At 36.9% G+C, this 25057-nt stretch carries 22 protein-coding genes, 1 tRNA gene and 1 pseudogene; 14 read left to right on the forward strand and 10 right to left on the reverse strand.

What is annotated here, in order from left to right; all coding sequences use genetic code 11:
• Nucleotides 1-345 precede the first annotated feature (345 nt).
• The gene (locus tag AC5SR4_RS07880; protein ID WP_495358992.1) at nt 346-3087 is read left to right on the forward strand and encodes a 2-oxoglutarate dehydrogenase E1 component; all 2742 of its coding nucleotides are present in this window, start codon (nt 346-348) and stop codon (nt 3085-3087) included.
• A gap of 34 nt (nt 3088-3121) precedes the next feature.
• Nucleotides 3122-4348 carry a 2-oxoglutarate dehydrogenase complex dihydrolipoyllysine-residue succinyltransferase gene (gene odhB / locus AC5SR4_RS07885; protein ID WP_495358993.1) on the forward strand — a complete coding sequence of 409 codons (1227 nt, stop codon included), beginning with the start codon at nt 3122-3124 and terminating at the stop codon, nt 4346-4348.
• Between the two features lie 478 nt (nt 4349-4826).
• On the opposite strand, the gene AC5SR4_RS07890 is transcribed toward odhB, so the two are convergent.
• From AC5SR4_RS07890 to AC5SR4_RS07905, 4 genes and pseudogenes are all read right to left on the reverse strand, one after another.
• Entirely contained in the window at nt 4827-5456 is a 630-nt protein-coding gene (locus AC5SR4_RS07890; RefSeq protein ID WP_495358994.1) for a response regulator, read from the reverse strand.
• Between the two features lie 47 nt (nt 5457-5503).
• Nucleotides 5504-5950, reverse strand: coding sequence for a retropepsin-like aspartic protease family protein (locus tag AC5SR4_RS07895; protein ID WP_495358995.1), 447 nt, complete (start codon nt 5948-5950; stop codon nt 5504-5506).
• A complete protein-coding gene (locus tag AC5SR4_RS07900) occupies nt 5937-8507 on the reverse strand; it encodes a CHAT domain-containing protein (protein ID WP_495358996.1) in 2571 nt (856 codons plus the stop codon). The genes AC5SR4_RS07895 and AC5SR4_RS07900 overlap by 14 nt, the downstream gene beginning before the upstream one ends.
• A 64-nt stretch (nt 8508-8571) precedes the next feature.
• A pseudogene (locus AC5SR4_RS07905) lies at nt 8572-10407 on the reverse strand (PKD domain-containing protein); the annotation flags it as partial.
• 237 nt (nt 10408-10644) lie between these two features.
• Here AC5SR4_RS07905 and AC5SR4_RS07910 point away from each other — a divergent pair.
• Both AC5SR4_RS07910 and AC5SR4_RS07915 read left to right on the forward strand, forming a co-directional pair.
• Nucleotides 10645-11391, forward strand: coding sequence for a tyrosine-type recombinase/integrase (locus tag AC5SR4_RS07910; protein WP_495357223.1), 747 nt, complete (start codon nt 10645-10647; stop codon nt 11389-11391).
• A gap of 5 nt (nt 11392-11396) precedes the next feature.
• Nucleotides 11397-12518 (forward strand): IS91 family transposase, encoded by a 1122-nt coding sequence (locus AC5SR4_RS07915; protein ID WP_495357222.1) that lies wholly within the window; start codon nt 11397-11399, stop codon nt 12516-12518.
• 270 nt (nt 12519-12788) lie between these two features.
• Here AC5SR4_RS07915 and AC5SR4_RS07920 read toward each other — a convergent pair whose 3' ends face one another.
• The 3 genes from AC5SR4_RS07920 to AC5SR4_RS07930 form a co-directional block, all read right to left on the reverse strand.
• Complete coding sequence (locus AC5SR4_RS07920) at nt 12789-12917, reverse strand: hypothetical protein (protein WP_495358997.1); 129 nt, start codon at nt 12915-12917, stop codon at nt 12789-12791.
• 295 nt (nt 12918-13212) lie between these two features.
• On the reverse strand, nt 13213-14184 hold the full coding sequence (locus AC5SR4_RS07925) for a hypothetical protein (RefSeq protein WP_495358998.1): 972 nt from the start codon (nt 14182-14184) through the stop codon (nt 13213-13215).
• Nucleotides 14185-14301: 117 nt separating this feature from the next.
• Nucleotides 14302-14754, reverse strand: a complete 453-nt coding sequence (locus AC5SR4_RS07930; protein ID WP_495358999.1) for a hypothetical protein — start codon at nt 14752-14754, stop codon at nt 14302-14304.
• A gap of 141 nt (nt 14755-14895) precedes the next feature.
• On the opposite strand from AC5SR4_RS07930, the gene AC5SR4_RS07935 reads away from it, so the two are divergent.
• From AC5SR4_RS07935 to AC5SR4_RS07980, 10 genes are all read left to right on the forward strand, one after another.
• The gene (locus AC5SR4_RS07935; RefSeq protein ID WP_495359000.1) at nt 14896-15477 is read left to right on the forward strand and encodes an RNA polymerase sigma factor; all 582 of its coding nucleotides are present in this window, start codon (nt 14896-14898) and stop codon (nt 15475-15477) included.
• A gap of 5 nt (nt 15478-15482) precedes the next feature.
• Nucleotides 15483-16226 carry a tetratricopeptide repeat protein gene (locus tag AC5SR4_RS07940; RefSeq protein WP_495359001.1) on the forward strand — a complete coding sequence of 248 codons (744 nt, stop codon included), beginning with the start codon at nt 15483-15485 and terminating at the stop codon, nt 16224-16226.
• Between the two features lie 32 nt (nt 16227-16258).
• A complete protein-coding gene (locus tag AC5SR4_RS07945; protein ID WP_495359002.1) occupies nt 16259-17026 on the forward strand; it encodes a TatD family hydrolase in 768 nt (255 codons plus the stop codon).
• A 3-nt stretch (nt 17027-17029) separates the two neighbouring features.
• The gene (locus AC5SR4_RS07950) at nt 17030-18061 is read left to right on the forward strand and encodes an asparaginase (RefSeq protein ID WP_495359003.1); all 1032 of its coding nucleotides are present in this window, start codon (nt 17030-17032) and stop codon (nt 18059-18061) included.
• A 76-nt stretch (nt 18062-18137) separates the two neighbouring features.
• Nucleotides 18138-18225: transfer RNA gene (locus AC5SR4_RS07955), tRNA-Ser, on the forward strand.
• A gap of 74 nt (nt 18226-18299) precedes the next feature.
• Nucleotides 18300-19073 carry a MotA/TolQ/ExbB proton channel family protein gene (locus tag AC5SR4_RS07960; protein ID WP_495359004.1) on the forward strand — a complete coding sequence of 258 codons (774 nt, stop codon included), beginning with the start codon at nt 18300-18302 and terminating at the stop codon, nt 19071-19073.
• A 23-nt stretch (nt 19074-19096) separates the two neighbouring features.
• The gene (locus AC5SR4_RS07965) at nt 19097-19516 is read left to right on the forward strand and encodes a hypothetical protein (RefSeq protein ID WP_495359005.1); all 420 of its coding nucleotides are present in this window, start codon (nt 19097-19099) and stop codon (nt 19514-19516) included.
• Between the two features lie 3 nt (nt 19517-19519).
• The gene (locus tag AC5SR4_RS07970; RefSeq protein ID WP_495359006.1) at nt 19520-20110 is read left to right on the forward strand and encodes an ExbD/TolR family protein; all 591 of its coding nucleotides are present in this window, start codon (nt 19520-19522) and stop codon (nt 20108-20110) included.
• Between the two features lie 18 nt (nt 20111-20128).
• Entirely contained in the window at nt 20129-20599 is a 471-nt protein-coding gene (locus AC5SR4_RS07975) for an ExbD/TolR family protein (RefSeq protein ID WP_495359007.1), read from the forward strand.
• Between the two features lie 118 nt (nt 20600-20717).
• Nucleotides 20718-21410, forward strand: a complete 693-nt coding sequence (locus AC5SR4_RS07980) for a porin family protein (protein ID WP_495359008.1) — start codon at nt 20718-20720, stop codon at nt 21408-21410.
• On the opposite strand, the gene AC5SR4_RS07985 is transcribed toward AC5SR4_RS07980, so the two are convergent.
• The 3 genes from AC5SR4_RS07985 to asnS form a co-directional block, all read right to left on the reverse strand.
• Nucleotides 21411-22019 carry a hypothetical protein gene (locus AC5SR4_RS07985; protein ID WP_495359009.1) on the reverse strand — a complete coding sequence of 203 codons (609 nt, stop codon included), beginning with the start codon at nt 22017-22019 and terminating at the stop codon, nt 21411-21413.
• The gene (gene rpoN / locus AC5SR4_RS07990; RefSeq protein WP_495359010.1) at nt 22016-23476 is read right to left on the reverse strand and encodes an RNA polymerase factor sigma-54; all 1461 of its coding nucleotides are present in this window, start codon (nt 23474-23476) and stop codon (nt 22016-22018) included. The genes AC5SR4_RS07985 and rpoN overlap by 4 nt, the downstream gene beginning before the upstream one ends.
• A 67-nt stretch (nt 23477-23543) precedes the next feature.
• A complete protein-coding gene (asnS, locus tag AC5SR4_RS07995; protein WP_495359011.1) occupies nt 23544-24977 on the reverse strand; it encodes an asparagine--tRNA ligase in 1434 nt (477 codons plus the stop codon).
• Between the last annotated feature and the right edge of the window lie 80 nt (nt 24978-25057).

The following is a 25057-nucleotide window of genomic DNA, read 5'->3' on the forward strand; positions in this document are numbered from 1 at the left end:
TGCCAATAAAATTAAAGGATTTGTTTTATTGATTATAGGTAGAGTGTGCATTAATTTAAAAAATCACTAAAAAATTAACATAAAAAATTTAATATTAATGATAACGTTTGTTTGTACCTTATAATTATAGTAAAAGAAACATCTAATTTTGGTAAAAGTTGTATTTTTGCTCCAAATTTAATTGAGATTATCTCATGTCACTGCGAGGAGTTTACGACGAAGCAGTCTCATGATAAAAAATATATAGCATCTTAGAGGCAGATTGCTTCGCTCTTAAGGAGCCCGCAATGACCACTATGATGTCTTTTTTTGATAACCTCATGGTACAGCGAATCAATAATTATAATGGATAAATTTTCCTTTTTAAATGCAGCACATACAGCATATTTTGCTGATTTATATGACCAATATTTACAAAATCCAGATACCGTAGAACCCAGTTGGCGCGCCTTTTTTCAAGGCTATGATTTTGGAAGCGAGAATTACGGTTTAGATGGTGAGATTGTTGAAGGTGTTTCAGCACAAATGCCAGAATATCTTCAAAAAGAATTTCAGGTAATAAAACTTATAGATGGTTATAGAATGCGTGGGCATTTGTTTACTAAAACAAACCCTGTACGTGATAGAAGAACCTATTCACCAACTTTAGATATTGAAAATTTTGGACTCACTAAGGACGACTTAGATACTGTTTTTAATGCTGGTGATATTTTAGGGATAGGCGCCCAAACCTTGCGTGAAATTATTGTTCATTTAGATAGGATTTATTGTAGTTCTATTGGTGTTGAATATATGTACTTAAGAAATCCCGAAGTTATTTCGTGGTGGCAAAGTAAATTGAACTTAAATGATAATCAACCTAGTTTTTCGGTTGATAAAAAGAAATATATCCTTTCTAAGTTAAATCAGGCCGTAACATTCGAAAATTTTTTACAAACCAAATATGTAGGTCAAAAACGCTTTTCATTAGAAGGTGGTGAGGCTTTAATTCCAGCCATTAGTAATGTGTTGTTTTATGCCGTAGAAAAATATGGTGTAAAAGAATGTGTTTTGGGAATGGCGCACCGCGGCCGATTGAGCACCCTAGTCAATATATTCAGAAAACCAATGAATGAGCTGTTTAGTGAATTTGAGGGTAAAGATTTTGAAGATGAGAATATTGATGGGGATGTTAAATACCATTTAGGGTTGACTTTGGATAAAACCTACCAAAATGGTAAAAACATTAAGATGAACTTAGTGCCCAACCCATCGCACTTAGAAACCGTGGCGTCTGTTGCCGAAGGGATTACCAGGGCAAAAATAGACTCTGATTATGATGGAGACGATTTGAAAATTATCCCAATCATCGTTCATGGTGATGCTGCTATTGCCGGGCAAGGTATTGTTTACGAGGTGGCACAAATGAGTCAACTAAATGGGTATAAAACAGGAGGAACCGTTCATATAGTGGTTAACAACCAAATAGGGTTTACAACCAATTATTTAGATGCCCGCTCTAGTACCTATTGTACCGATGTGGCCAAGGTAACCTTATCGCCCGTGCTTCATGTAAACTCAGACGATGCCGAAGCTGTAGTACATGCTGTAGAATTAGCATTAGAATATAGAATGCGCTATAAAAAAGATGTTTATATAGACTTATTGGGTTACCGTAAATATGGCCATAACGAAGGCGACGAACCTAGGTTTACACAGCCTAAACTCTATAAGGAAATAGCAAAGCACAAAAATCCATTTGCAATATATTCTGAAAAACTAATTGCTGAAAATACGATTGACAAAGCTTATTTAGATACTATTGTTGAAGAATTTAAAACAACATTAGAAGCCGAGTATGCCAAATCAAAAGAAGTAGAATCTTCACGGGTTAGAGAGTTTATGCAAGAGCGTTGGGAAGGATTCCAGCGTCAAGGTCTTGAGGGGATGCTTCAAACGGTAAATACATCCTACCCCAAAGATAAGTTAGAGCATATCTCAAAGGTCGTATCAACAGTTCCAGAAGGTGTTAAGTTTTTAAGAAAAGCCGAAAGAATTTTAGATGGCAGGGCCAAAATGGTTTTTGAAACCGATACATTAGATTGGGGTATGGCAGAAACATTGGCCTATGGAAGTTTAATGGAAGAAGGTTTTAATGTTCGTATTTCTGGACAAGATGTAGAGCGCGGTACCTTTAGCCACAGACATGCTATTTTGCGTGACGAAATATCAGAAGAGCGTATTAACTTATTAAATACAAATCCTGACAATAAAGGTAAAATGGATATTTATAATTCCTTTTTGTCAGAGTATGGCGTTCTTGGTTTTGATTATGGTTATGCCATGGCAAATCCAAACACATTAACTATTTGGGAAGCACAGTTTGGCGATTTTAGTAATGGTGCACAAATTATATTCGACCAATATTTATCTGCTGCAGAAGATAAGTGGAAAACACAAAATGGTATTGTTGTACTATTGCCTCATGGGTATGAAGGTCAAGGGTCAGAGCATTCATCAGCAAGAATAGAACGTTATCTCCAACTATGTGGAGAAGATAATATGATTGTAGCCGATTGTACTACACCAGCAAACTTTTTTCATTTGTTACGACGCCAAATGAAACGCAATTATAGAAAACCATTGGTGGTTTTTACACCAAAAAGTTTATTGCGTCATACAAAAGCCGTTTCAAGTTTAAGCGAATTGGCTACTGGCGAGTTCCAAGAAGTTATAGACGATACCATAAATCCCAAAAACGCTAAAAAACTGGTGTTTTGTACAGGGAAATTCTACTACGATTTGTTGGCAGAAAGGGAGACCTTGGGAACAGACGATGTAGCGCTTGTAAGAATTGAGCAATTATTCCCATTACATTTTGAAAAAATACAAGCGGTTATAGATCGTTATCCTAATATTGAAAAATATATCTGGGCTCAAGAAGAACCGAAGAATATGGGTGCATGGATGCATATGGCGCAACGGATGGATTTGGTTAAACTGGAAGTTTTATCACGCCCATTTAGCTCAGTGCCAGCACCAGGGTCCAGCACAAGAGATAAAAACAGACAGCAACGTGTTATCAAAGCTGTTTTTGATAACCATTAATTATTACAATAAAATCCAATTAAAATTATAAAGAATGATTTTAGAAATGAAAGTGCCTTCACCAGGGGAGTCTATTACAGAAGTAGAAATAGCAACATGGTTAGTAGAAGATGGTGATTATATAGAAAAAGACCAGGCAATAGCAGAAGTAGATAGTGACAAAGCAACTTTAGAACTGCCAGCGGAAGCCAGTGGAATCATTACCTTAAAAGCTGAAGAAGGTGATGCCGTTGCTGTAGGTGCCGTAGTGTGTTTAATTGATACAAGTGCTGCTAAACCCGAAGGCTCAGAAGCTCCTAAAGAAGCTAAGGAAGCTGAAGCCAAAAACGAAGAAGCACCAAAAACTGAAGCACAAAAACCTGCTGCAACAGAAACTAAAACCTATGCTACAGGAACAGCAAGTCCTGCAGCTAAAAAGATTTTAGCAGAAAAAGATATAGATGCCGCTTCCATTTCAGGAACAGGAAAAGATGGTAGAATTACAAAAGACGATGCTATAAAAGCAGTACCTTCTATGGGAACTCCAACAGGAGGTAACCGCGGGTCTTCTAAAAGTAAAATGTCCATGCTTAGACGTAAAGTTGCAGAACGCCTAGTAGAAGCAAAGAATACTACAGCTATGCTAACAACGTTTAATGAGGTAGATATGTCACCTATTTTCGCCTTAAGAAATGAGTACAAAGAAACCTTTAAAACAAAGCATGGTGTAGGCTTAGGATTTATGAGTTTCTTTACCTTAGCAGTAGTGAGAGCGCTTAAAATGTATCCAGCGGTTAATTCCATGATTGATGGTAAAGACATGATAAGCTATGATTTTTGCGATATCAGTGTTGCCGTATCCGGCCCAAAAGGGCTCATGGTTCCCGTTATGCGAAATGCAGAGAACTTGAGCTTTAGAGGTGTAGAGGCCGAAATAAAACGTTTGGCAATTCGTGCACGAGATGGTCAAATTACAGTTGATGAGATGACCGGAGGAACTTTTACCATATCTAATGGTGGTGTTTTTGGAAGTATGCTGTCTACACCAATTATCAATCCACCACAAAGTGGTATTCTTGGAATGCATAATATTGTAGAACGACCAGTTGCCGTTGATGGTAAGGTTGAAATACGCCCCATTATGTACGTAGCACTATCATACGATCATAGAATTATAGATGGTAAAGAAAGCGTAGGCTTTCTAGTGGCTGTAAAAGAAGCCCTGGAAAACCCCACCGAATTGTTAATGGATAATGATGTTAAAAAGGCTTTAGAGCTTTAACAATCCTTTAAATAGAGTTCATAAAAAAAGTGCTAAAATACTAGCACTTTTTTTATGAACTTAAAATTCAAAAAAACTAACTAAATTAAGACGATAACATTTATTGCAATAACGATAACAATTAAAGTAAATAACCCTACTATAACATACTTTTCTAAAATTTTTTTGTCTTTCCTCATAAACAGTTTTCATTTAAAGCTCTGTACCATAACAGCACAGAGCTTAGTGAGAAGAGCCTTTCTTTAAAAAAAGGCTCTTATATATAAAGAATTAATAGCATTGTAAAGATAAGTTGTAAAAAACCTATAAAAAATACGCACTTCTACGTATTTTTTAAGGATGCTATATAAGCCAAAAAAAAAGCTCTAGACGCATTACAATCTAGAGCTTTTCAAATAAATCTCCCTAAGAACTAATTAATAGCACTGTAAAGATACCGTGTATGTTACATAAAAAAAATACGCACTTCTACGTATTTTTAAAAATGCTCCTTGTTAAGTGTGGCCCAAAGCAACAGCGATGTTGGCTTATTGTCCAGTCCTAATTTAGATACAATATTGCTTCGGTGCTTATCAACCGTTCTAATAGAAATAGAAAGCTCTTCAGCAATATCAAGGCTGGTTTTTTTATTTGCGATAAGTTGAACGATTTTTAATTCAGATTTAGTAAGAAGCCCTATGGCTTCAGGTTTAGGGTTAGAATTTGCGTTGAGGTAAGAGGTTATTTCCTCGCTAAAATAGGGTTTGTTATTAATAACATGGGCTATACAGGTTTCAATTTCCTCAATGGCAAAGTCTTTTAAAATGTAACCATAAACATTAAACGCTTTGGCCTGTTCATACAATTCCTCTTCTTTATCAAAAGTAATAAGAATGATTTTGGTAGGCAGGTTATGCTTTTTACAGTCCTCCGCAATTTCCAGACCCGTTTTACCGGGCATCCTTATATCTAGGATAGCTATTTCGGGTTTTAATTTTACAATAAGCTTATAAGCCGCTTTGCCATCTTGAGCGCTGCCAACAAGGTTAAACCCTTTTGAAGTTAAAAAATCTGTTAAGCCCCGCAGCATGAGCGGATGGTCATCGGCAATAACAATCGAAGTATTCATTAAAAAGGTGAGTTATAAAGCTATTAATACAAGTAAATATATAAATTTTATAGTTTTAAGTATAGGTATTTCTTTTCATAATCAATAATAGCGTTGGCTTTATTTAAAATATCGGCTCCAATGATACCATCAACAGGTTTAGAATTGTGATTAATAAGCGCCGTATTTACATGGGTAAGATTAAACAGTACCAACACAACTTTCCCGTTTTTCCATTTGCCAATTTTAACTTTGTTTTTCTTAGACATTTTGGTCTCCATATTAATAGCCCCGGCACCAGCAGCCATAATTTTAGAATCCTTAACCTTTAACTTGAAGGTATCTATAGCCTCAAAGCCTACACAAGAACTTGAGGCCCCCGTATCTAAAATAAAGCGTCCTTTAATACCATTAAGGGTTGCTTTTATTTCAAAATGATTGGTTTTGGTAAGCCGCATCTTGACCTTAATGTACCCTTTGTCCGAAAGAAACTGTTGTAAACTATCCGTTGCCATTGTTTTTGGATTTCAGCGTTAAAATTACTGAAAGCAAAAGAATAAATATCCCAAAAATAATATAAAATAGTGTGTTGGAAGCCTTTTCAGGCTCAAGCGCACCGTAAAATACAAAGGCACTCCAGTAATAAGGTGATTTTTTTACATTGCTTATGGCTTCATTTTGTAAATAATCCAATTTGGAGTGATGGTTTGCCAGGTAGGCCGATTGGGAGTCGTGATAATGCTTATAAAACGATTGCATGAGTTGTGAGGTTGATAAGTCGTTAATTTTCCATAACGAAAATAACAAGTTCTGTGCTCCGGCATATTGAAACCCTCGTGCCACGCTCATAGAGCCTTCTCCTTTGTAGAGTTTTCCAATGCCTGTTTCACATGCACTTAGCACCACCAGGTCACTATTTAAATTTAAACCGTACAACTCGTTTAAAAATAGGGTGGTGTCGTAAAAGTCTATATGGGCGGGAATCACAAAATCACCACTACTGGCATGGGTGGATAAATGAAGAATAGGGTAGGCTTCTGCCTGCGCCATAAATTGGGTTTTAGTAGCGGCCTCTTTTAAAAGTAAAGTAGCGTCCATTTCATCTGAAATAGCCTTTGCTTCATCCACAGAAAACCTAAGCGCTTGGGCGCTTCCCTCAAAAACAGGAAAGAACCCCAGTAAGTCGGTTTTCTTGTTATGAGTATATGGGCGTAAAAAGAATTGAGCACTGGAGTTATATGCCAAGGTTTGGGTTTTAATCACAAAAGGCATTTTAGAAAAAGCACGTGTTTTTGCAGGGCTTGTTAAAAGCGATTCAAAAGGAATGAAATTGAGCAAGCCATCCGGAATGATAACAATTTGTTGGTGCGTGCTAACCGCTTGCAGGTTTGTTAATTGATACAGTTGGTGCGAAAGTTTAGAAAAGCGTTCCACATCATTATTAATGCTGGTAGCTTTGTCAAACAAGTGGATAAAATCGGTGATTGTTTTTGTTGTAGATGCATCTAAGGGTTTCGCCATTAGTTGGATATCCCGTTCCGAAATGACAAACTGATACAGTGTGTTCTTGCCATAAAAGTAGGCTACCATAACCGCAGACTTGGTCTTTAGCTTTTCCTGAAGGGCATTTACCGAAATAGGCTGGTAGCTGGGTGGGTATACTTTAGAAATCGTATCGTTCAACACTTTAAGCTTTATGGATATGGCATGCAGAGCTTCACTTAAGTCATTTATTTTTGAAGCCTCGGCCCGGTGCCATTGTGCGGTGATAAGTAAACTGGTAACACGTTCTTGTTCTTTTAAAAGGTTAAACTCTTTTATTAAAAGCGTGTCGTTGGGATGTTGTTCTAGACGCATTTTTTTATGTGAAATGGCCTTTAAAACCGAAGCCTTATTGTTTTCGGCATATTGGAATGCTCGAATCAGCAAGCTTTTATCAGGGGTTTGTTGGTAGGTTTTAAATAGCAGATCGATACACCGCTCACTCCTTACCCGGTCTGCCGCCTGATTTTGTAGTTTATTTTCTTGAGAGGTCCAGTTGCGTTCCAATAAAAGAGACACGTAAAAACTTAAATCCAGATATTCCAGAGCAAGGCTATTAGAGGCCTGTATGGACGCGTACAAGTCGAAAATATCTATAAAGGTATTCTCGGCATACAAGGCTGTTTTTTCCGGTATGCCGTCACCTGTAAAATTAGGGAGTAATATGTTGAGGGCCTTTTTTAAAGCGATATCTACTTGCTCCGGCCTACGCAATTTATGGTATAGTTGTGCTTCCTCTAAATAAAATTTAGCCAAGCTTCTCGTAGATAATAAATGAGGTTCCAAATGCTTTTTTGCTTCCTTGAAAGCCACTAATGCTTTTGTATAGTCTCCTTTTTGAAAGGCAATGGCATAGTTGTTTTTAAAACGTTGAAAAGTTGGTAAATCAAGGGTGTTGTTGGTAGTCCATGCGTCATCATACTGCTTCAAGGCTAATAAGCTGGCCGTTTTAATGCTTATTAAATGGCCTTTTTGGGAAGGAGTTAGGGTGTTTAATGCCAAGCTTCTGTTTACTAGTTCCAAAACGGTTTCATGCTTTCCCAATGTTTGGTATAATTTCGATAGATTGATGGTGCCGCTTATCTTGTGAGCGGTATTACCACTATTTTCCGCAAGTACAATATAGTTATTAATGGTGCTTACCGCATTCGTGTAGTCGCCTGTTTGGATATACAGGTTCCCTAGTGGTTTCAAACAACTCTCAATCATATCAAAATCGGAGTATGTGCTTAGGGCATTTTCAAAAAAGCGTGTAGAGGCTTCTTCATAGGTTGTGATAGCCGTTGGTAAGTTTCCGGATGTTTTTAAATAGTAAGCCTTATGGCATTGTAAAAACACCAAGGCTAATTGCTCATCTTTGGTATTAACCTGCTCTTTAAATTGCGTTTCTTGTTGGTTTAGTTTAAGTAAGGCCGTGTCATTGCTATTTGCTATAAATGTTTCTGCAGCACGGTATATCGCTTCTTCTAAATTTTGGGAATATCCTGTACTACACAGAAATAATATTAATAAGCCTGTAATGTATTTCATGGTTAGCATTTAGATTACTTTAGCCCAGCAACTTGTCAGTTTGAGCATTGTAACTATCTCATTTTTAAAATTTCCATATAGCATAAAACTGCCAATAGTTAAAATTCTTATCGAAATCCATAATATACCGAGCTCCCAAACTAGGGCCAATTCTGGCAAAACCAGCCGTTGCTTCAAAAAGCAACCCGGTTCTTAAATTAGTAAATCCATTGGTTTCACTCGATGTGGTTTCCGAGCTTTCAATGATGGGGGAATCTGCCGTATCGCCTTCAAACCGTTCTACCAGTACCGATTGTTGCCGTTTTTCACTCAAAGCAATGGTGTTTTGCAATCCGGCACCCAACCCTAAGTAATTATTAATGTTGTACCGTATTAAAACAGGTACGTCCCAGTCTATGTTTTTATAAGAACTGCTGCTGCTGGTTCGCTGGTAAAACCGTAAGCCATTAGCGTCCTGTACAAAACCTTCTTCTGTATTGGTGTTGCTGCTGTAGGTGAGGAAGTTATTCATTAACTCTACCTGCCAGTACCAGCGGTATGATTTGTAAGGCGACAGTGTGGCTCCAAAAAAATAACTCTCAGAATCTTTTAAGTTACTGTAGGTATTGTAACCGACTTTGGCGCCAATGGAGATCCCCGGTAAGAAGCGCGTGGTGGAATAATTAGTAATGATGGGGTCGTTTTTGTCAAAAATGATGGCCGTTCTGCTTTTGGTCTTTTGTTTATGAAAGTCTTTAGCAAACTTAATACTGTATTTTACAAAACCTTTCGTGGAATCGTAGGCCTTGACATTTTTTTGCTCGCTCCCTGGGAGGTAAATGTTTTTAAAGGTAAAAATAGCTTGTGTATTGGTAAAGCTGGTGTCTAAACAACTGTACAGCACTTCGCGCTTGGGGCATATCTCACATTTGGGATACATATCCAATACCTTCAGGGTCGATTTGTCCAGCATTTCGGGGATGTCCGTTTCTAAGCGAATGGTCCTGGCGGGGCCTTCCCCATTATTTTGAAACTTAATCTTGTATTTTAGGGTTTTAAACCTAACCAAGCGGTAGTTCATAAACGTACCGTTAGAAGACATCTTATTGGGATCATGGGAGGTGACAATCTCCATTTCCATGTCCTTAACCTTATGGTTGTCGTAATTGGCATCGGGGACATAAATACCGCGTACCGAAATAATAGCACTGGTATCTTTAAGCATTTCCGGTGTGGTTTTTAAACCGAAAAAAATATTCCGCTCTTCTTGTGGTTGCATGTTGTTGAATTCTAGAGCCTGCCAGTTTTTATAATACGCCTTGGCATGTTCTAAAGTTAAAGGAAGGTTGGTTTTATAAGAGGTGTCCTGTGCTACTTGATATTGTTCTATGGCTGGTCCGGCCGAGGCCAAATAACTATCGGCATCATCAACAATTCCTGAAAAAGCAAATCCGTTTTCGGGCATGATGGCTTTTTCATTATGATAGGTACGGGTATCTGTTAGTACAAAATTATCTGCTTTGTATTTCTGTTCATTGTAAAACAAATAGAGTTTTCCGTTAACAGAATACTCTTTAGGGTTTTTGTAGCTCAACACTACCACAAATTCCTCGTCCGGTATGGGTTCTCTGTTGCGTTTTAACAGGAGGTCTTCTTCTAAAGATGCCTGGTCGTTAGGTACGGACGATATGCTGTTTACCTGTATTTTTTTAGGGCGTGTGGTGGGTGGTTTCCCGGTGTCGTAATTATTGGTGGCCCATAACCGTACCTCGTAATCTCCTGTTTGCTCGTACACGTGCTTTGGGGCTTGCTCCTGGCTGTAGTGACCATCGCCAAACTCCCAAAAATAGGTGTAAAACGCTTTGGGAGCCCCGGCTATTTGATTTAAAGCAGGTGTTTCTGGGGTAAAGAGCACGGTGTTGAACTAAACCTAAAGGTAGCTTTCCAGTGAAATACACTCACTTTTGGCTACCTTTAAGTAATGTTAAATCTTATAATTTTAAAATTATGAAAAAAAAGCATTACTCTCATTGAAAAAGCGTGTAAATCTGTACCCGAGTTTACAGAATTATACCGCAAGTTAGAACGCTCTGTAACCCTTTCAGGCAAAAGCATCAGTACCTTTACCAATTATGCCCGTTGTCTGGCTCACATCACCTTGCATTTTAATTGTAGTCCTTTAGATTTAGATGAAGAACAGGTTTTAGACTACCTACATGTTTTAAAATCACAATCTAAAGCACCTTCAGGAAGCTTCTTTAAGCATACCGTTTATGGTTTACGGTATCTGTATCGCATCTATGAACTAAAAGAGATGCGCGTCGTGCTTCCATCGATCAAGCGTCCCAACAAATTGCCGGTGGTATTAAGCCGTCAAGAGGTTAAGTTACTTCTTAAAACGCCTAAACTATTAAAACACCGTTTAGTTCTGGCTATGTTGTATGGCTGTGGCTTACGTTGTTTCGAACTTCGCAACCTTCAATTAAAGGATTTGGATTTCGATCGCAAGATGCTGCATATCCGTCAGGGAAAAGGCAATAAAGACCGTTACGTTCCTTTATCTGCTCTGCAAATTCGTGGTCTTAAAAGCTATATTTCAGCCGAACACCCTCGTATCTGGTGTTTTAACGGTAATCATGCTGAAGGTACACCTGTGCCGTTATCCACCCGGGGTATACAGTGGATTATACGTGAAGCCCGTAAACATAGCGGGATTAAGAAACAGGTCACCACCCACAGTTTCAGGCATAGTTATGCCACTCATTTACTGGAAATGGGACTGGATATTATTAGCATTAAAGAGCTGTTGGGGCATGCCGACATTCAAACCACATTGGTTTACCTTCATGTGGCACAATTAGGTAGACAAAAGCCTTTTAGTCCTCTAGATCGGTTATATAGTTAGTAGTTGTGAAACGTGCTACCTATGAAGTAGCTCAGGTGTTAGAACGCAATCAAAATCAACTATCAGCCTATAGCCATAGCAGTTGGCAGCTAAGAACCTTGCATGCCATACGAAAGTGTAGAACCTTAGCGCTGGGTGGGCATATAGACCGCTGCAATAACCCCAAATGCAACACTTTACACCTGAGTTATAACAGTTGCAGAAACCGTCATTGTCCCAAGTGCCAGGGACATCAAAAAGAACAGTGGATACGGGCTCGTGAAGCTGAACTGTTACCCGTGCCTTATTTTCATGTGGTGTTCACCTTACCACAAGAACTTAACCGCTTGTGTCTTTACATACCTAAAACACTTTATAACACACTCTTTAAAGTGGCCTGGCAGGTTATCTATGACTTTGGGTGTCACCCAAAGTTTTTAGGCGCTCGCGCAGGAATGATTGCTGTACTGCATACTTGGGGGCAAAACCTATCGTTGCATCCGCATCTGCATTGTATTGTACCTGGAGGAGGAATAACATCTTATGGACGATGGAAATCTGTAAAACATAAAGGAAAATATCTCTTCCCGGTAAAAGCCATGAGTAAGGTGTTTAGAGCACGCTTTGTGGCGCAATTACGAAAATCATCAAATCTAGAAATCACATCAGATTTTTATAATGACCTATTTAAAAAGCCTTGGGTGGTGTATTGTAAACGTCCCTTTTTAGGCCCCGAGCAGGTGGTAGAATATTTGGGGCGCTACACCCATAAAATAGCCATCAGTAACCATCGCATACTGGCTATCGGGAATGGTTCTGTAACCTTCTCGGTAAAAGATTATCGGCATGGCGGTAAACGTAAAATGATGTGCTTACCCGATGCCGAGTTCATCAGACGTTTTGCTTTACATGTTTTGCCTAAAGGTTTTGTTCGTATCAGGCATTATGGTATGCTCAGTTCTTACCATAAAAGGCTAAGCTTAGTTGAATTAAAGAAAACACTTGTTCCGGTAAAGCTAAAAGAAAAAGCTCCCTTATTACACAATATATGCCCTAAATGCCGACAAGGACGGTTAATAACCATTACAACATTTACAGCTCGAGGCCCGCCAAAACACTGGATAAAACAGTTACATAAGCCTCAATAAAAAAACGTTGCCAAGCACGTAACAGGCAGATATTGTCTAAATTTTAAATTATGAAAGAAATAAACCTCTGTAAAACCTAAATGTTTACCTTACTTATTAAGATAAAGACTGAAAACGATTGTTGAGTTGAACACCAAATAGAAATAGGCCTGAAACAACTCCTTAAACCCCTCTTAAAAAAACAAACCAATCCCCATAGTAGGCTAACCGACCAACTACCGGTTCAGTCAACACGGCGTTCATGTTTGGCCGTACCGACCACACGAACACTTAGTTATTGTCGGTTGTTTTGTGGCTTATAGTAGCGGTTCGGGTAATAGTATCACCAGGTACTAATTGTTGTGCATAGGTGTGGAGTAAACACATACTGCATATAAGTAACAAGGTCCCTTTGTTCATAATCATTTGGTTTAGTTGTCTATAAAAATACAATTCCTTAGATATTATTATATCAATAGAGAGGGATTTTTGTTACCCTATACTGTTTATGGTTTATAAGAAGTAGTCCGAATCGATATTAGATAGTCGTTAAATGTGTATCAGATACTCGCTTAAAGGACTTTCAAATTCTCTATTTAATGTATTTAATTGACAAACAAAAAAACCGGAAACAATGATGTTTCCGGTTTAAAAAAAGCAGGTTGCTAAAAGGGGGCTAACCAAACCAAGTAGGGTATTAACATGTGCAGATTGTTTACGGTAATGCGTTAATAACAGCAGTAAGTTGGGCTTGCGTAACTACGGCCATTTCGGCTTCGGTAAAGGTGATTACCCCATTTTCAACAATGGTAACAGCTTGAATAGCGTATTTCCAGTTGCCATTTTCTTCGGATACAAAGATGACGTGACATTCCAATCCAATAGGAATTTGTCCGTAGTGCTCACTAAACAATCCGGTGCCGGAATCGTAGGTATCCAAATTGGCTAAACCAGTATCTTCGCCATCATAAGACAAGAACAGAGAACAGTTGGTGTTGTCGTACCCCTCAGGTACCCCGGCCAGAATAGTTGTTTTAGGGCGTGGATCATTATAAAAACGGTCTACGTTACTCCATCCAAAATCGCTCATAAAGGCATAGTAGTTATTACCCTCGGCAAATACACCACCTTGTCCGTTGGGACCATCGCGTTTGTCCTCTTCCCAAGCAAGTTCACCATCTTCATCTATCACACCTTTCCAAAGGATCATATCGTTGTCTACATCTCCGGTAATATCGGCCGGAATTAGCATTTGAAAACCGCAGTTAGTATCTAGGGCTTCACCATTTTGTGTTGCTTTTACAAAAAACTCGCCACCCGAAATTAACATGGCCTTATCTCCACTAGGTAAGATACCCATGGTTGGTTTGTTGGTGGTAAGCATGTTTCCTTTATCAAATACTTCTACAAACTCAATATCCACAGTACCGGTTACTGCATTGCCGTTTAAGGTTAAACAGTTGCCATCAATATACAGATTCACACCTTGCTCGGAGGTTAAGGTTACAAAACCATCTTCAGCCTCAAACTGAAAGGTTTGTTTAAGGGCTTCTAAAGCGGCCTCTTGAATGTTGTTAAAATCTTCAGATGTTGGACGTACTATAATATCGTCGTTGTCATTGGTACAACTCGTTAAAAAAACGGTTGCTAATAAAAGAGTTCCTAAAATGTGTTTTAAATTTTTCATGGTATTTAATTTTAAAAGGTTATTCATTGTTTATTATAGTTTAAGCACGATTTATTGCTTTCTATTCATGGTTATATAAACAGGGCAACAAATTTGTTACCCCATTTTTAATTTTTTTTATTGTTGAGGTTGACTAATGATTATTTTATCTACAATAGCATCACCTGTGGCAACCAATGCAATCATTTTATGGGCATAAGATTTAGAGGATGCATACCCTCGGGCATGACCTGTGGTTGTTTTTACTTCCCAGAAATAGTTTCTCTTGGCATTGGTTCCCAAATCTTGTTTCAATACAAAGTAGCTGCTAATTTCGGAGCCTAAAACAACTTCTCCTGTACTGGAAAGTGCTATCATTTTTTTAGCACTTTCAAGAGATAAGGAAGTTCCGGAATAAATACTTTTGTTTGTTTCTACCTTCCAATCAAACACTTGAGCTATATACTTTTCCGTTAGGGGTATTATAGCCATGTTTGTGTATGGGGCGTTAGAAGTTGTCTTTTCATTAGTAGCATTTACATTCATAAAGCTTAATGCTAACGTTGCGATAATTAAAATGGACTTTTTCATGATTTTAATATTTATGAGTTTATAAAGTTTATATGTTTAAAGGCTTTACTAACTCGATTTCATTCTTATATCAACCCACTTTAAAATTTGTTACCCATTTGTTTTAAAGTTTTTTTACTTTAGTAGCAAATACAGGGCTCCATGGGCGAAAAAAAAATACACGAAGACCAGAAATATATTGATGGACTTTTAAATAATAACTCCTTTATCATACAAGCTATCTATGATAAGTTTGTTCCAAAAGTTGTTAATTATATCAAGCAGAATAGTGGTAGTACAGACGAAGCTCAGGATGTTATTCAAGAAACCTTAATAACCATTTACAATCAGGCAAGTCAAAAAAGGTTACAGCTTACTTGTCCGTTTGACGCTTACTTTTTTTTGCTATGCAAACGCAAATGGTTAAATGAACTAAAAAAAACATCTCATAAAGAGGTAACAATTAATGAAGACGTCTTATATAAAGGTGACGACGCTCAAGAATTAGTTTTTGAAACATCGGTGTTTGGCGAAAAAGAAGCCTTGTTTACAGAAATGTTTCAAAAATTGGGAACAGCTTGCAAGGAACTACTTCAAGCAACCTTTAAAATAAAATCCATGGAGGAGGTGGCAAATAGTTTAGGAGTTACCTATGCTTACGCCAGAAAAAAGAAGTCCTTATGTATTGGTAAACTAACAACACTAATTCAGGAGTCGCCAAAATTTAACCAACTTAATTCGTAATTGTCATGGAAGAACAAGATTATATGGTATTTGACAGCTATCTAACCGATACGCTGTCTCCAGAAGAAAAGGCGGCTTTTGAAAATAGATTGAAAACCGATAAGGCATTCCAAGAAGCATTTGATGTATATAAAGAAACGACAGCATTTTTGGAGCATAAGTTTCAGAATGAAGCGGCTCTTGAAAGCTTCAAAGAAAATATACAGAAGATATCCAATACCCATTTTAGTAAAAGCACGGTAGCGACTAGTAAAAAGGCTTCTCAAACCTTCCAGCTTTTTAAATATGCTATGGCGGCTTGTGTTGTGCTGTTGTTTGGAATTTTTACTTGGGACCAATTTTCAACGCCTACCTATAGTGACTTTACGGATTATGAAACCATTAGTTTAACTGTCAGGGGTGATCAGGATGCGTTGTTGCAAACGGCTGAGCAGGCCTTCAATGCTAAAGATTTTGCAAAAGCGGACAAAGCTTTTGAACAATTGATACTAAAAAGAAGACCGGCAACCGAATTGCAATTCTACCGGGCACTAGCCAATATAGAGCTGAATCGTTATGATATTGCAGATGCCTTGTTGAAAGATTTGAGTGAAGGGCAATCCGCTTACAAGTACAAAGCTACTTGGTATTTAGCGCTCAGTCAATTAAAGCAGAAATACTATGAGCGTTGTGAGGCTATCTTAAGGACGATTCCCAGAGAAGCGGAAGATTATGAAAAAGCACAAAAACTATTGAAGCAGTTAGACTAACTATTTTATTAAAACTTCGTTATTTTTGCCGCATGATAATTACCGATACCCACACACATTTATATAGCGAAGCGTTTGACGAGGACAGAGATGTAATGATAAAACGTGCTTTGGATGCAGGGGTATCCCGGTTTTTTATTCCTGCTATAGATTCCACTTATACAGATGCTATGTTGCACCTTGAAAAAGCGTATCCCGATAATATGTTTTTAATGATGGGCTTGCACCCAACACATGTAAAAGAAAACTACAAAGAAGAATTGCAACATGTTGAGCAGATGCTGAAAACAAGACCCTTTTACGCTGTTGGTGAAATTGGTGTAGATTTATATTGGGATACCACGACATTGCACATTCAGCAAGAAGCATTTAGATATCAAATTCAACTGGCAAAACAATATAAGTTACCCATTGTTATCCATTGTAGAGATGCCTTTGATGCTATATTTGATGTATTGGAGACAGAAAAGAGTGATGACTTGTATGGGATTTTCCATTGCTTTACCGGAACTTTAGAGCAGGCTAAAAGAGCCATCTCGTATAATATGAAATTGGGTATAGGTGGGGTAGTGACATTTAAGAATGGAAAAATTGACCAGTTTATCAATCAAATAGATTTAGAGCAAATTGTTTTGGAAACAGATGCGCCCTATTTAGCTCCTGCCCCCTACAGAGGAAAGCGCAACGAAAGTGTATATATTTTAAAGGTATTGGAAAAACTATCAGAATTGTACAATATGCCATTGCAAGATATAGCAGCAATAACTACAAAAAATTCTAAAGACCTATTTAAAATTTAAGCCATGAGTTATATAAAACCTAACATTTTACTTATATATACAGGAGGCACCATTGGTATGGTTAAGGATTTTAGTACGGGGGCACTTAAAGCATTCGATTTTAAAACACTCTTAGAGAAAATACCCGAATTGCAGTTGTTGGATTGTAATATAGATACTGTTTCATTTGAATCTCCTATAGATTCCAGCAATATGAATCCAGATTATTGGGTTCAGATAGCCGAAATAATAGAAGCTAACTACAAAGCCTTTGATGGTTTTGTTGTACTGCACGGCAGCGATACCATGAGCTATACGGCTTCGGCACTGAGTTTTATGTTAGAAAATTTAGCGAAACCAGTGGTGTTTACAGGATCTCAATTGCCTATTGGTGATTTAAGAACCGATGCCAAGGAAAACTTAATAACATCCATACAAGTGGCCTCGCTTCAAAACAGGAACAAGCCTGTGATAAAAGAAGTATGTTTATATTTTGAATATAAGTTATATAGGGCCAATCGCACTACTAAAATAAATGCAGAGCATTTTGAAGCCTTTACATCTTCAAACTATCCTGATCTTGCCGAGTCGGGGGTGCATTTAAAAATAAACAGTGAGTATTTGTTTAAGCCCAATTTAAAAAAACCATTAAAGGTTTATAAAAATATGGACAACAATATGGCACTTATTAAACTGTTTCCAGGGATATCTCCAATGGTCTTGCAAAATATATTAAACACCCAAAATTTAAAGGCCGTTATTTTAGAGACTTACGGATCGGGAAATTGTACTACAGAAACTTGGTTTCTAGATTTACTTAAAAAAGCCATTAAAAAAGGTATATATATAATAAATGTAACCCAGTGTGCAGCAGGAAGTGTTATGATGGGGCACTACGAAACAAGCAATCATTTAAAAAACATTGGTGTTATTTCAGGAAAAGACATCACTACAGAAGCTGCAATTTGTAAGTTAATGTTTATGTTAGGTCAAAATATTGCAGGCAAAACGTTCAAAACCATTTATGAAACTTCCCTTAGAGGAGAAATCTCTTAAAATTAACCTTTAAAATTTTAGCTTTCAAAGTTTTTTTTGTTATTTGAGCCCCCAAAATTAAATACAATTGAAATATAGAGAGGTGGCCGAGTGGTCGAAGGCGCACGCCTGGAAAGTGTGTATACCCCAAAAGGGTATCGAGGGTTCGAATCCCTTCCTCTCTGCTGTATTTTTTATGCTTTAATTGTATTTTTTTTATATCTTTAACACTTTAACTAATAAAATTAAGATCTAGAACATGAAAAGATTATTTTCTATCCTTGCCATTACAGGAATAATGGCTTTTGGAACTGTTAATGCAACAAATGCAAGTACAACTGCAGTTACTACAACTGTAACAAATGTAGCTCAAGATGAAGATGCAGCACCCGCCGCTGAAGAACTTGGGTTTCATCAAGAATTAAAAAAGAGGTTTATTGAAGGAGGCCCTGGTTTTATGGGGATTGTATTATTATGTTTAATTCTAGGTTTAGCAATTGCTATAGAGAGAATTATCTTTTTAAATCTTTCAACAACTAATACAAAAAAATTAACTCAGGACGTAGAAGATGCATTGTCTTCTGGTGGTGTTGAAGCTGCAAAAGAAGTTTGTAGAAACACTAAAGGGCCTGTGGCATCTATTTTTTATCAAGGTTTAGATAGAACAGACGAAGGTTTAGAAGCTGCCGAAAAAGCTGTTGTAGCTTATGGTGGTGTTCAAATGGGACAATTAGAGAAAAACGTTTCTTGGATTTCATTATTTATTGCATTGGCTCCTATGTTAGGGTTCATGGGTACAGTAATTGGTATGATTCAGGCATTTGATAAAATTGAAGCTGCAGGAGACATGCAACCATCATTAGTAGCAGGTGGTATTAAAGTGGCACTTTTAACAACCGTATTCGGTTTAATTGTGGCTATTATTCTTCAAATTTTTTACAATTACATTATTGCTAAAATCGATAGTATTGTTAACGATATGGAAGATGCTTCTATTACGTTAATGGATTTATTGATTAGAAATAAAAAGTAATAAATAAGAAATATTAAAGCATTATGGGTTTACATAAAATAATCAAAATCATAGCGTTTGCTCTTGCTATTATCGGCTCAATTTTTGCGCTGTTAATAATGACAGGATCAGATGCAATGATTGACAACATACTATATATTACATATGTTGTACTTGCACTAATTTTAGCATTAGTATTAATATTTGTGGTAAAAGGGTTGTTTGCAGGAAATATCAAGAAAACGTTAGTAACCGTCGGGATATTTTTGGTAATAATATTCTTGTCTTATACCATTTCATCTGGTACAGATATAGATTTAAAACCTTTTAACGACAAGGGTATGGGTATTACAGAAGCAACCTCTAAGAAAGTAGGTGCAGGGCTATATGCCTTTTATGTACTGGCATTTTTAGCAATTGCATCTATGGCATTCTCTGGAGTAAAAAAAATATTTAATAAATAAATTATGGCAAAAAGAGCGGCACCAGAAGTTAATGCAGGCTCCATGGCCGATATAGCATTTTTACTCTTAATCTTTTTCTTGGTAACTACTACTATTGAAACGGATTCAGGTATTAACCGTAAATTGCCTCCTATTGATGATAATGAAGTTGAACCACCTATCATCAAAAAGAAGAACATTTTTACGGTGCTTTTAAATGGTAAAGACCAATTGCTTGTAGAAGACGAGCTTATGGAATTAAAAGACCTAAGACAAGCAGCTATAGAGTTTTTGGATAATAATGGAGATGGCAGTTGCGAATACTGTAATGGTAAGAGAGATAGTGATTCATCCGACAACCCAGATAAAGCAATTATCTCTTTAAAGAATGAACGTGAAACGACTTATAAAACCTATATAGCTGTTCAAAATGAATTAGTGGCGGCCTATAATGTTTTAAGAGATAGACGAGCACAGTCATTATACGGTATATCTTTTAGTGAGATGGAAGCGAACTACAAAGATGTAAATTGGCCAGGGAACAAAGCAAAGCTGAAAGATCAGATAGAGAAAATAAAAATCGAATATCCGCAAAAACTTTCAGAAGTACAATAATTAAAGTTTATACATGTTATGGCTAAATTTAATAAGAAAAAAAGTGGCGACATGCCAGGAATATCAACAGCATCATTACCCGATATTGTATTTATGCTATTGTTCTTTTTCATGGTTGCTACGGTAATGAGGCAGAACACCTTAATGATTGAGAACAATTTGCCTTTTGCCGATCAAGTTGAAAAATTGGATAAAAAGGATTTGGTAATGTATATCTATGCAGGAAAGCCAAGTGCCAATTATAAACAATATGGTAATGAAGCAAAAATTCAGCTTAATGATAAGTTTGCAGATGTTAACGAGATTGCTGCCTTTATAGCAGCAGAACGTGCTTCAAAACGAGAAGAATTAATACCATTTTTAACTACAGCCCTAAAAGTAGATAGGGATGCTAACATGGGATTAATTGGAGATATTAAGCAAGAATTACGAAAAGTAAATGCACTTAAAATTAATTATACCACCAAAAAAGGTAAGGTTACTAATTAATTTAAACTCTTAATTTTATATTTAAAAGCGTTTTGATTTATCAAAGCGCTTTTATTTTTTATCCGATAAACAATTTTAATTATATATTTATAGTTAATATCACAATGCCTATATTTTAATGAAGCGGTTTCTTTTTATTTTACTCATTACATCCAATGTGTTTAGGGTTTTTGCACAAGAGCCAATAAGCAAATATGTAGATTCCCTGTATAAAGAAGACCAATTTTATGTTGGGATAACGTATAATTTACTTGGTAATAGACCAAGCGGAGTGTCGCAAACAGGGTTTTCCTCTGGCTTTCATTTTGGTGCTATAAAGGACATGCCGCTTAATACAAGAAGGAATATAGCTATTGGTTTGGGTATAGGATATTCGGCCAATTCATTCAATCAAAATTTGTTTATTAGTCAAGATGGTAATATGACCAATTATGCCATTTTAGATGAAAGTGAAACAAATTATACCAAGAACAAATTTTTCATGCATTTAATTGAGTTGCCTTTAGAGTTTAGGTGGCGTACATCTACACCAACTGAATATAAGTTTTGGCGTATTTATACAGGTTTTAAGGTAGGCTATGTACTAATTAACAAAGCAAAATTTAAAGGAGATTCAGGAACACTTAAGTATAAAAACATTAAGGGTTTTAACGATTTTCAATACGGCTTAACGCTTAGTGTTGGTTATAATACATGGAATTTACACCTCTACTACGCCTTAAACCCTATATTTTCTAATAATGCTACTTTAGATGGAAACTCAATAGACACCAATGCCGTTAAAGTTGGTTTAATGTTTTATATATTTTAATTACAACCAATAATTCACCAAAATAAGTTGCGGTAGCATACCCACAAAAAAACCAACTACCAACTCCTTATAGTTGTGTGCATTTATGTGTAATCTAGAGGTAGCAATAGCTCCTGTAATAATGCTCATTAAAGCTAGGGTGCCATTAATGTTAATACTAAAATGAATGCTCAAAGCAATAAAAAACATAAAGACTCCAGAAATGGCAACCATGTGGATACTTACCTTAAACTTAAAAACAGCTAGAGCCAAACACGTCATTGTAGAAATGAGTATGCCTATAAAAAAATAATACAGCTCCACAACCTGCGAAGGGGTTAAAATGCGCTGCAATACAATTAAAACAACAATACAGTTTAAGCCCAAGGGTATAATACGTTCTTTTGGGGTTTCTAAGTAAATAGAATTTACCTTTCCCAGGGTTTTTAATAGAAAATAGAGCAATATGGGCAGTATTAAAGTAAGAATGGCAAGCGATACAAGTTTGGCTTGAATGATATCTTTTGGAATAAACCGTGGGGATTTTACAAAGTAAAAAACAACCCCAAATAAGGGCATGAGTAATGGATGGAAAACAAACGAGATACCTTTTAAAATGCGATCCATCATATCTTTTTTCTTAGTCGGGCTACCGGAACATCAAGTTGTTCTCTATATTTTGCTACCGTACGCCGTGCTATTGGATATCCTTTTTCTTTTAAAATAGAAGCTAGGGCTTCATCTGTTAAGGGTTTTCGTTTGTTTTCTTCGTCAATAACAGTTTCTAAAATTTTCTTGATTTCTTTGGTTGATACATCTTCACCTTGATCGTTTTTCATCGATTCAGAAAAGAAATCCTTAATTAATTTGGTGCCATAAGGGGTGTCAACATACTTGCTGTTGGCAACTCTAGAAACGGTTGAGACATCCATAGAAATTTCATCAGCTATATCTTTAAGAATCATAGGTCTTAGGTTGCGTTCATCACCAGTTAAGAAATAATCTTTTTGATAATGCATAATAGCGCTCATAGTAACAAACAATGTTTGCTGCCTTTGTCTAATGGCCTCAATAAACCACTTGGCAGCATCTAATTTTTGCTTAATAAACATAACGGCATCCTTCTGCGATTTCGATTTTTCCTTAGCATCCTTATACCCTTTAAGCATGTTGTTGTATTCTTTAGAAACATGTAGCTCAGGAGCATTACGTCCGTTTAGCGTTAACTCCAATTCACCATCTACAATTTTAATGGCAAAATCGGGCACCACATGCTCTACAATACGATTGTTTCCCGCATAAGAGCCTCCCGGTTTAGGGTTTAAATGCTCAATTTCATGAATGGCGTCCTTGAGTTGTATTTCGGTAACATCAAACTTTTGAAGTAATTTGGCATAATGCTTTTTAGTAAATTGATCAAAAGCATTGTCTATAATATCAATGGCCAGTTCGGTATCAGGGGTTTTATTTTTTCGATGTAACTGAATGCTTAAGCATTCTTGCAGGTTTCTGGCACCAACACCGGCGGGATCTAATTGATGTACAATTTTTAAAACCTTGGCAATTTTATCTTCAGTAGTATAAACATTTTGTGTAAAGGCCAAATCGTCCATAATGTCTGACAAGGAACGCCTTATATAACCACTCTCATCAACGCTACCAACTAAAAACTCAGCAATATCCCGTTCTTCATCATCTAACCTATAGGTGTTTAACTGGCTTATTAAATGTTGTGTAAACGAAGTGCCTGCGGCATAGGGCATTGTTTTTTCTTCATCGTCACTACTATAATTGTTGGTTTGTGTTCTGTAATCTGGAATTTCATCATCACTTAAATACTCATCAACATTAATTTCGTCATTACCTATCGTTTCACTATCGTTATAATCATCGTTCGAATTATCAAAATCAGAGTCAAAATCACTTTCAATAGTTTCTTTACCACCTTCAAGGGCAGGATTTTCTTCTAATTCTTGCTTAATGCGCTGTTCAAAAGCCTGTGTAGGCAACTGGATCAATTTCATTAATTGAATCTGTTGCGGCGACAGTTTTTGCGATAATTTAAATTGTAAATGTTGCTTAAGCATATTGTGATCTGGTTTAAGATAAAAATATAAAAAACTTTTTTCTCTTTGCTACCAATTTATTGATTTATTAAAATTCTGCACTTTGGGGTGTTCTTGGATACGGTATAACGTCTCTAATATTGCTCATCCCAGTGGCAAACATAACCAACCGCTCAAAACCAAGTCCAAATCCAGAGTGTACAGCCGTACCAAATTTACGTAAATCCAGATACCACCATAAGTCTTCCTCAGGAATATTAATGGCTGCCATTTTTTGTTTTAATACATCCAAACGTTCTTCACGTTGAGCACCACCTACAATTTCACCAATACCTGGAAATAGAATATCCATGGCACGAACGGTTTTACCATCATCATTTAAACGCATATAAAAGGCCTTTATATTGGCTGGGTAATCAAATAATATTACAGGACTCTTAAAGTGTTTTTCAACCAGATAACGTTCGTGTTCACTTTGTAAATCGGCACCCCATTCATCTATAAGGTACTTAAATTTCTTTTTCTTATTGGGTTTACTATTCCGAAGTATGTCAATAGCTTCGGTATAGCTTACACGTTTAAAATTGTTCTCGGTAACGAAGTTTAACTTTTCAATCAAGGTCATGTCACTGCGTTCGGTCTGTGGTTTGGTTTTTTCCTCATCGAGAAGGCGTTTATCCAAAAACTCTAAATCTTCGCGGTTGTGCTCTAAGATATAGCTTAGTACAAACCTCATAAAGTCCTCTGCCAGATCCATATTGCCCGCTAAATCCATAAAGGCTACTTCGGGTTCTATCATCCAAAACTCCGCCAAATGGCGAGATGTGTTTGAGTTCTCTGCCCTAAACGTAGGTCCAAAGGTATATACCTTGCCTAAAGACATGGCATAGGTTTCAGCTTCTAGTTGGCCTGAAACGGTTAAATTGGTTTCCTTTCCAAAGAAATCCTTTGTATAATCAATATGTCCAGCCTCATTTAGCGGTGGGTTTTTGGCATCTAAACTAGTTACTCTAAACATTTCACCTGCACCTTCGGCATCACTTCCTGTAATAATAGGGGCATGCATATAATAAAATCCGTTGTCGTTAAAATATTTATGGATGGCAAAGGATAGTGCCGATCGCAAACGCATCACCGCACTAAAAGTACTGGTTCTAGTACGTAAATGGGCATTTTCCCTTAAAAATTCAAACGAATGCTTTTTAGGTTGAATAGGATATGTTTCAGGATCTGAATCTCCCAATATTTTTAATTCGTTAACTTGTATTTCTACACGTTGCCCTTTACCTTGACTTTCAACAAGCTCTCCAATAACATGAATGGCAGCACCAGTAGTGATTCGTTTTAAAAGTGCTTCGTCAAATTTTTCAAAATCAACCACACATTGTATGTTGTTAATGGTAGAACCATCGTTTAGGGCTATAAAACGGTTTGCCCTAAAGGTTCTAACCCACCCTTTTATATCTACATCAGGGTGTGTCAAGTCTTGAGTTAATAATTCTGAAACGGTACGTAATTTCATCTGTTTATTTTTTTATTTGTCATCCCGATAGTTGTCGGGAGGAAAACACCCTTAATAATCATCCGTGTGTGTGAACCTAA

It is taken from the genome of Aestuariibaculum scopimerae (assembly GCF_059428085.1).

Coding starts and splice junctions, on each gene's coding strand:
- AC5SR4_RS07880 (WP_495358992.1), top strand. CDS start 346: ATGGATAAATTTTCCTTTTTAAATGCAGCACATACAGCATATTTTGCT.
- odhB (WP_495358993.1), top strand. CDS start 3,122: ATGATTTTAGAAATGAAAGTGCCTTCACCAGGGGAGTCTATTACAGAA.
- AC5SR4_RS07890 (WP_495358994.1), bottom strand. CDS start 5,456: ATGAATACTTCGATTGTTATTGCCGATGACCATCCGCTCATGCTGCGG.
- AC5SR4_RS07895 (WP_495358995.1), bottom strand. CDS start 5,950: ATGGCAACGGATAGTTTACAACAGTTTCTTTCGGACAAAGGGTACATT.
- AC5SR4_RS07900 (WP_495358996.1), bottom strand. CDS start 8,507: ATGAAATACATTACAGGCTTATTAATATTATTTCTGTGTAGTACAGGA.
- AC5SR4_RS07920 (WP_495358997.1), bottom strand. CDS start 12,917: ATGAACAAAGGGACCTTGTTACTTATATGCAGTATGTGTTTACTCCAC.
- AC5SR4_RS07925 (WP_495358998.1), bottom strand. CDS start 14,184: ATGAAAAATTTAAAACACATTTTAGGAACTCTTTTATTAGCAACCGTT.
- AC5SR4_RS07930 (WP_495358999.1), bottom strand. CDS start 14,754: ATGAAAAAGTCCATTTTAATTATCGCAACGTTAGCATTAAGCTTTATG.
- AC5SR4_RS07935 (WP_495359000.1), top strand. CDS start 14,896: ATGGGCGAAAAAAAAATACACGAAGACCAGAAATATATTGATGGACTT.
- AC5SR4_RS07940 (WP_495359001.1), top strand. CDS start 15,483: ATGGAAGAACAAGATTATATGGTATTTGACAGCTATCTAACCGATACG.
- AC5SR4_RS07945 (WP_495359002.1), top strand. CDS start 16,259: ATGATAATTACCGATACCCACACACATTTATATAGCGAAGCGTTTGAC.
- AC5SR4_RS07950 (WP_495359003.1), top strand. CDS start 17,030: ATGAGTTATATAAAACCTAACATTTTACTTATATATACAGGAGGCACC.
- AC5SR4_RS07960 (WP_495359004.1), top strand. CDS start 18,300: ATGAAAAGATTATTTTCTATCCTTGCCATTACAGGAATAATGGCTTTT.
- AC5SR4_RS07965 (WP_495359005.1), top strand. CDS start 19,097: ATGGGTTTACATAAAATAATCAAAATCATAGCGTTTGCTCTTGCTATT.
- AC5SR4_RS07970 (WP_495359006.1), top strand. CDS start 19,520: ATGGCAAAAAGAGCGGCACCAGAAGTTAATGCAGGCTCCATGGCCGAT.
- AC5SR4_RS07975 (WP_495359007.1), top strand. CDS start 20,129: ATGGCTAAATTTAATAAGAAAAAAAGTGGCGACATGCCAGGAATATCA.
- AC5SR4_RS07980 (WP_495359008.1), top strand. CDS start 20,718: ATGAAGCGGTTTCTTTTTATTTTACTCATTACATCCAATGTGTTTAGG.
- AC5SR4_RS07985 (WP_495359009.1), bottom strand. CDS start 22,019: ATGATGGATCGCATTTTAAAAGGTATCTCGTTTGTTTTCCATCCATTA.
- rpoN (WP_495359010.1), bottom strand. CDS start 23,476: ATGCTTAAGCAACATTTACAATTTAAATTATCGCAAAAACTGTCGCCG.
- asnS (WP_495359011.1), bottom strand. CDS start 24,977: ATGAAATTACGTACCGTTTCAGAATTATTAACTCAAGACTTGACACAC.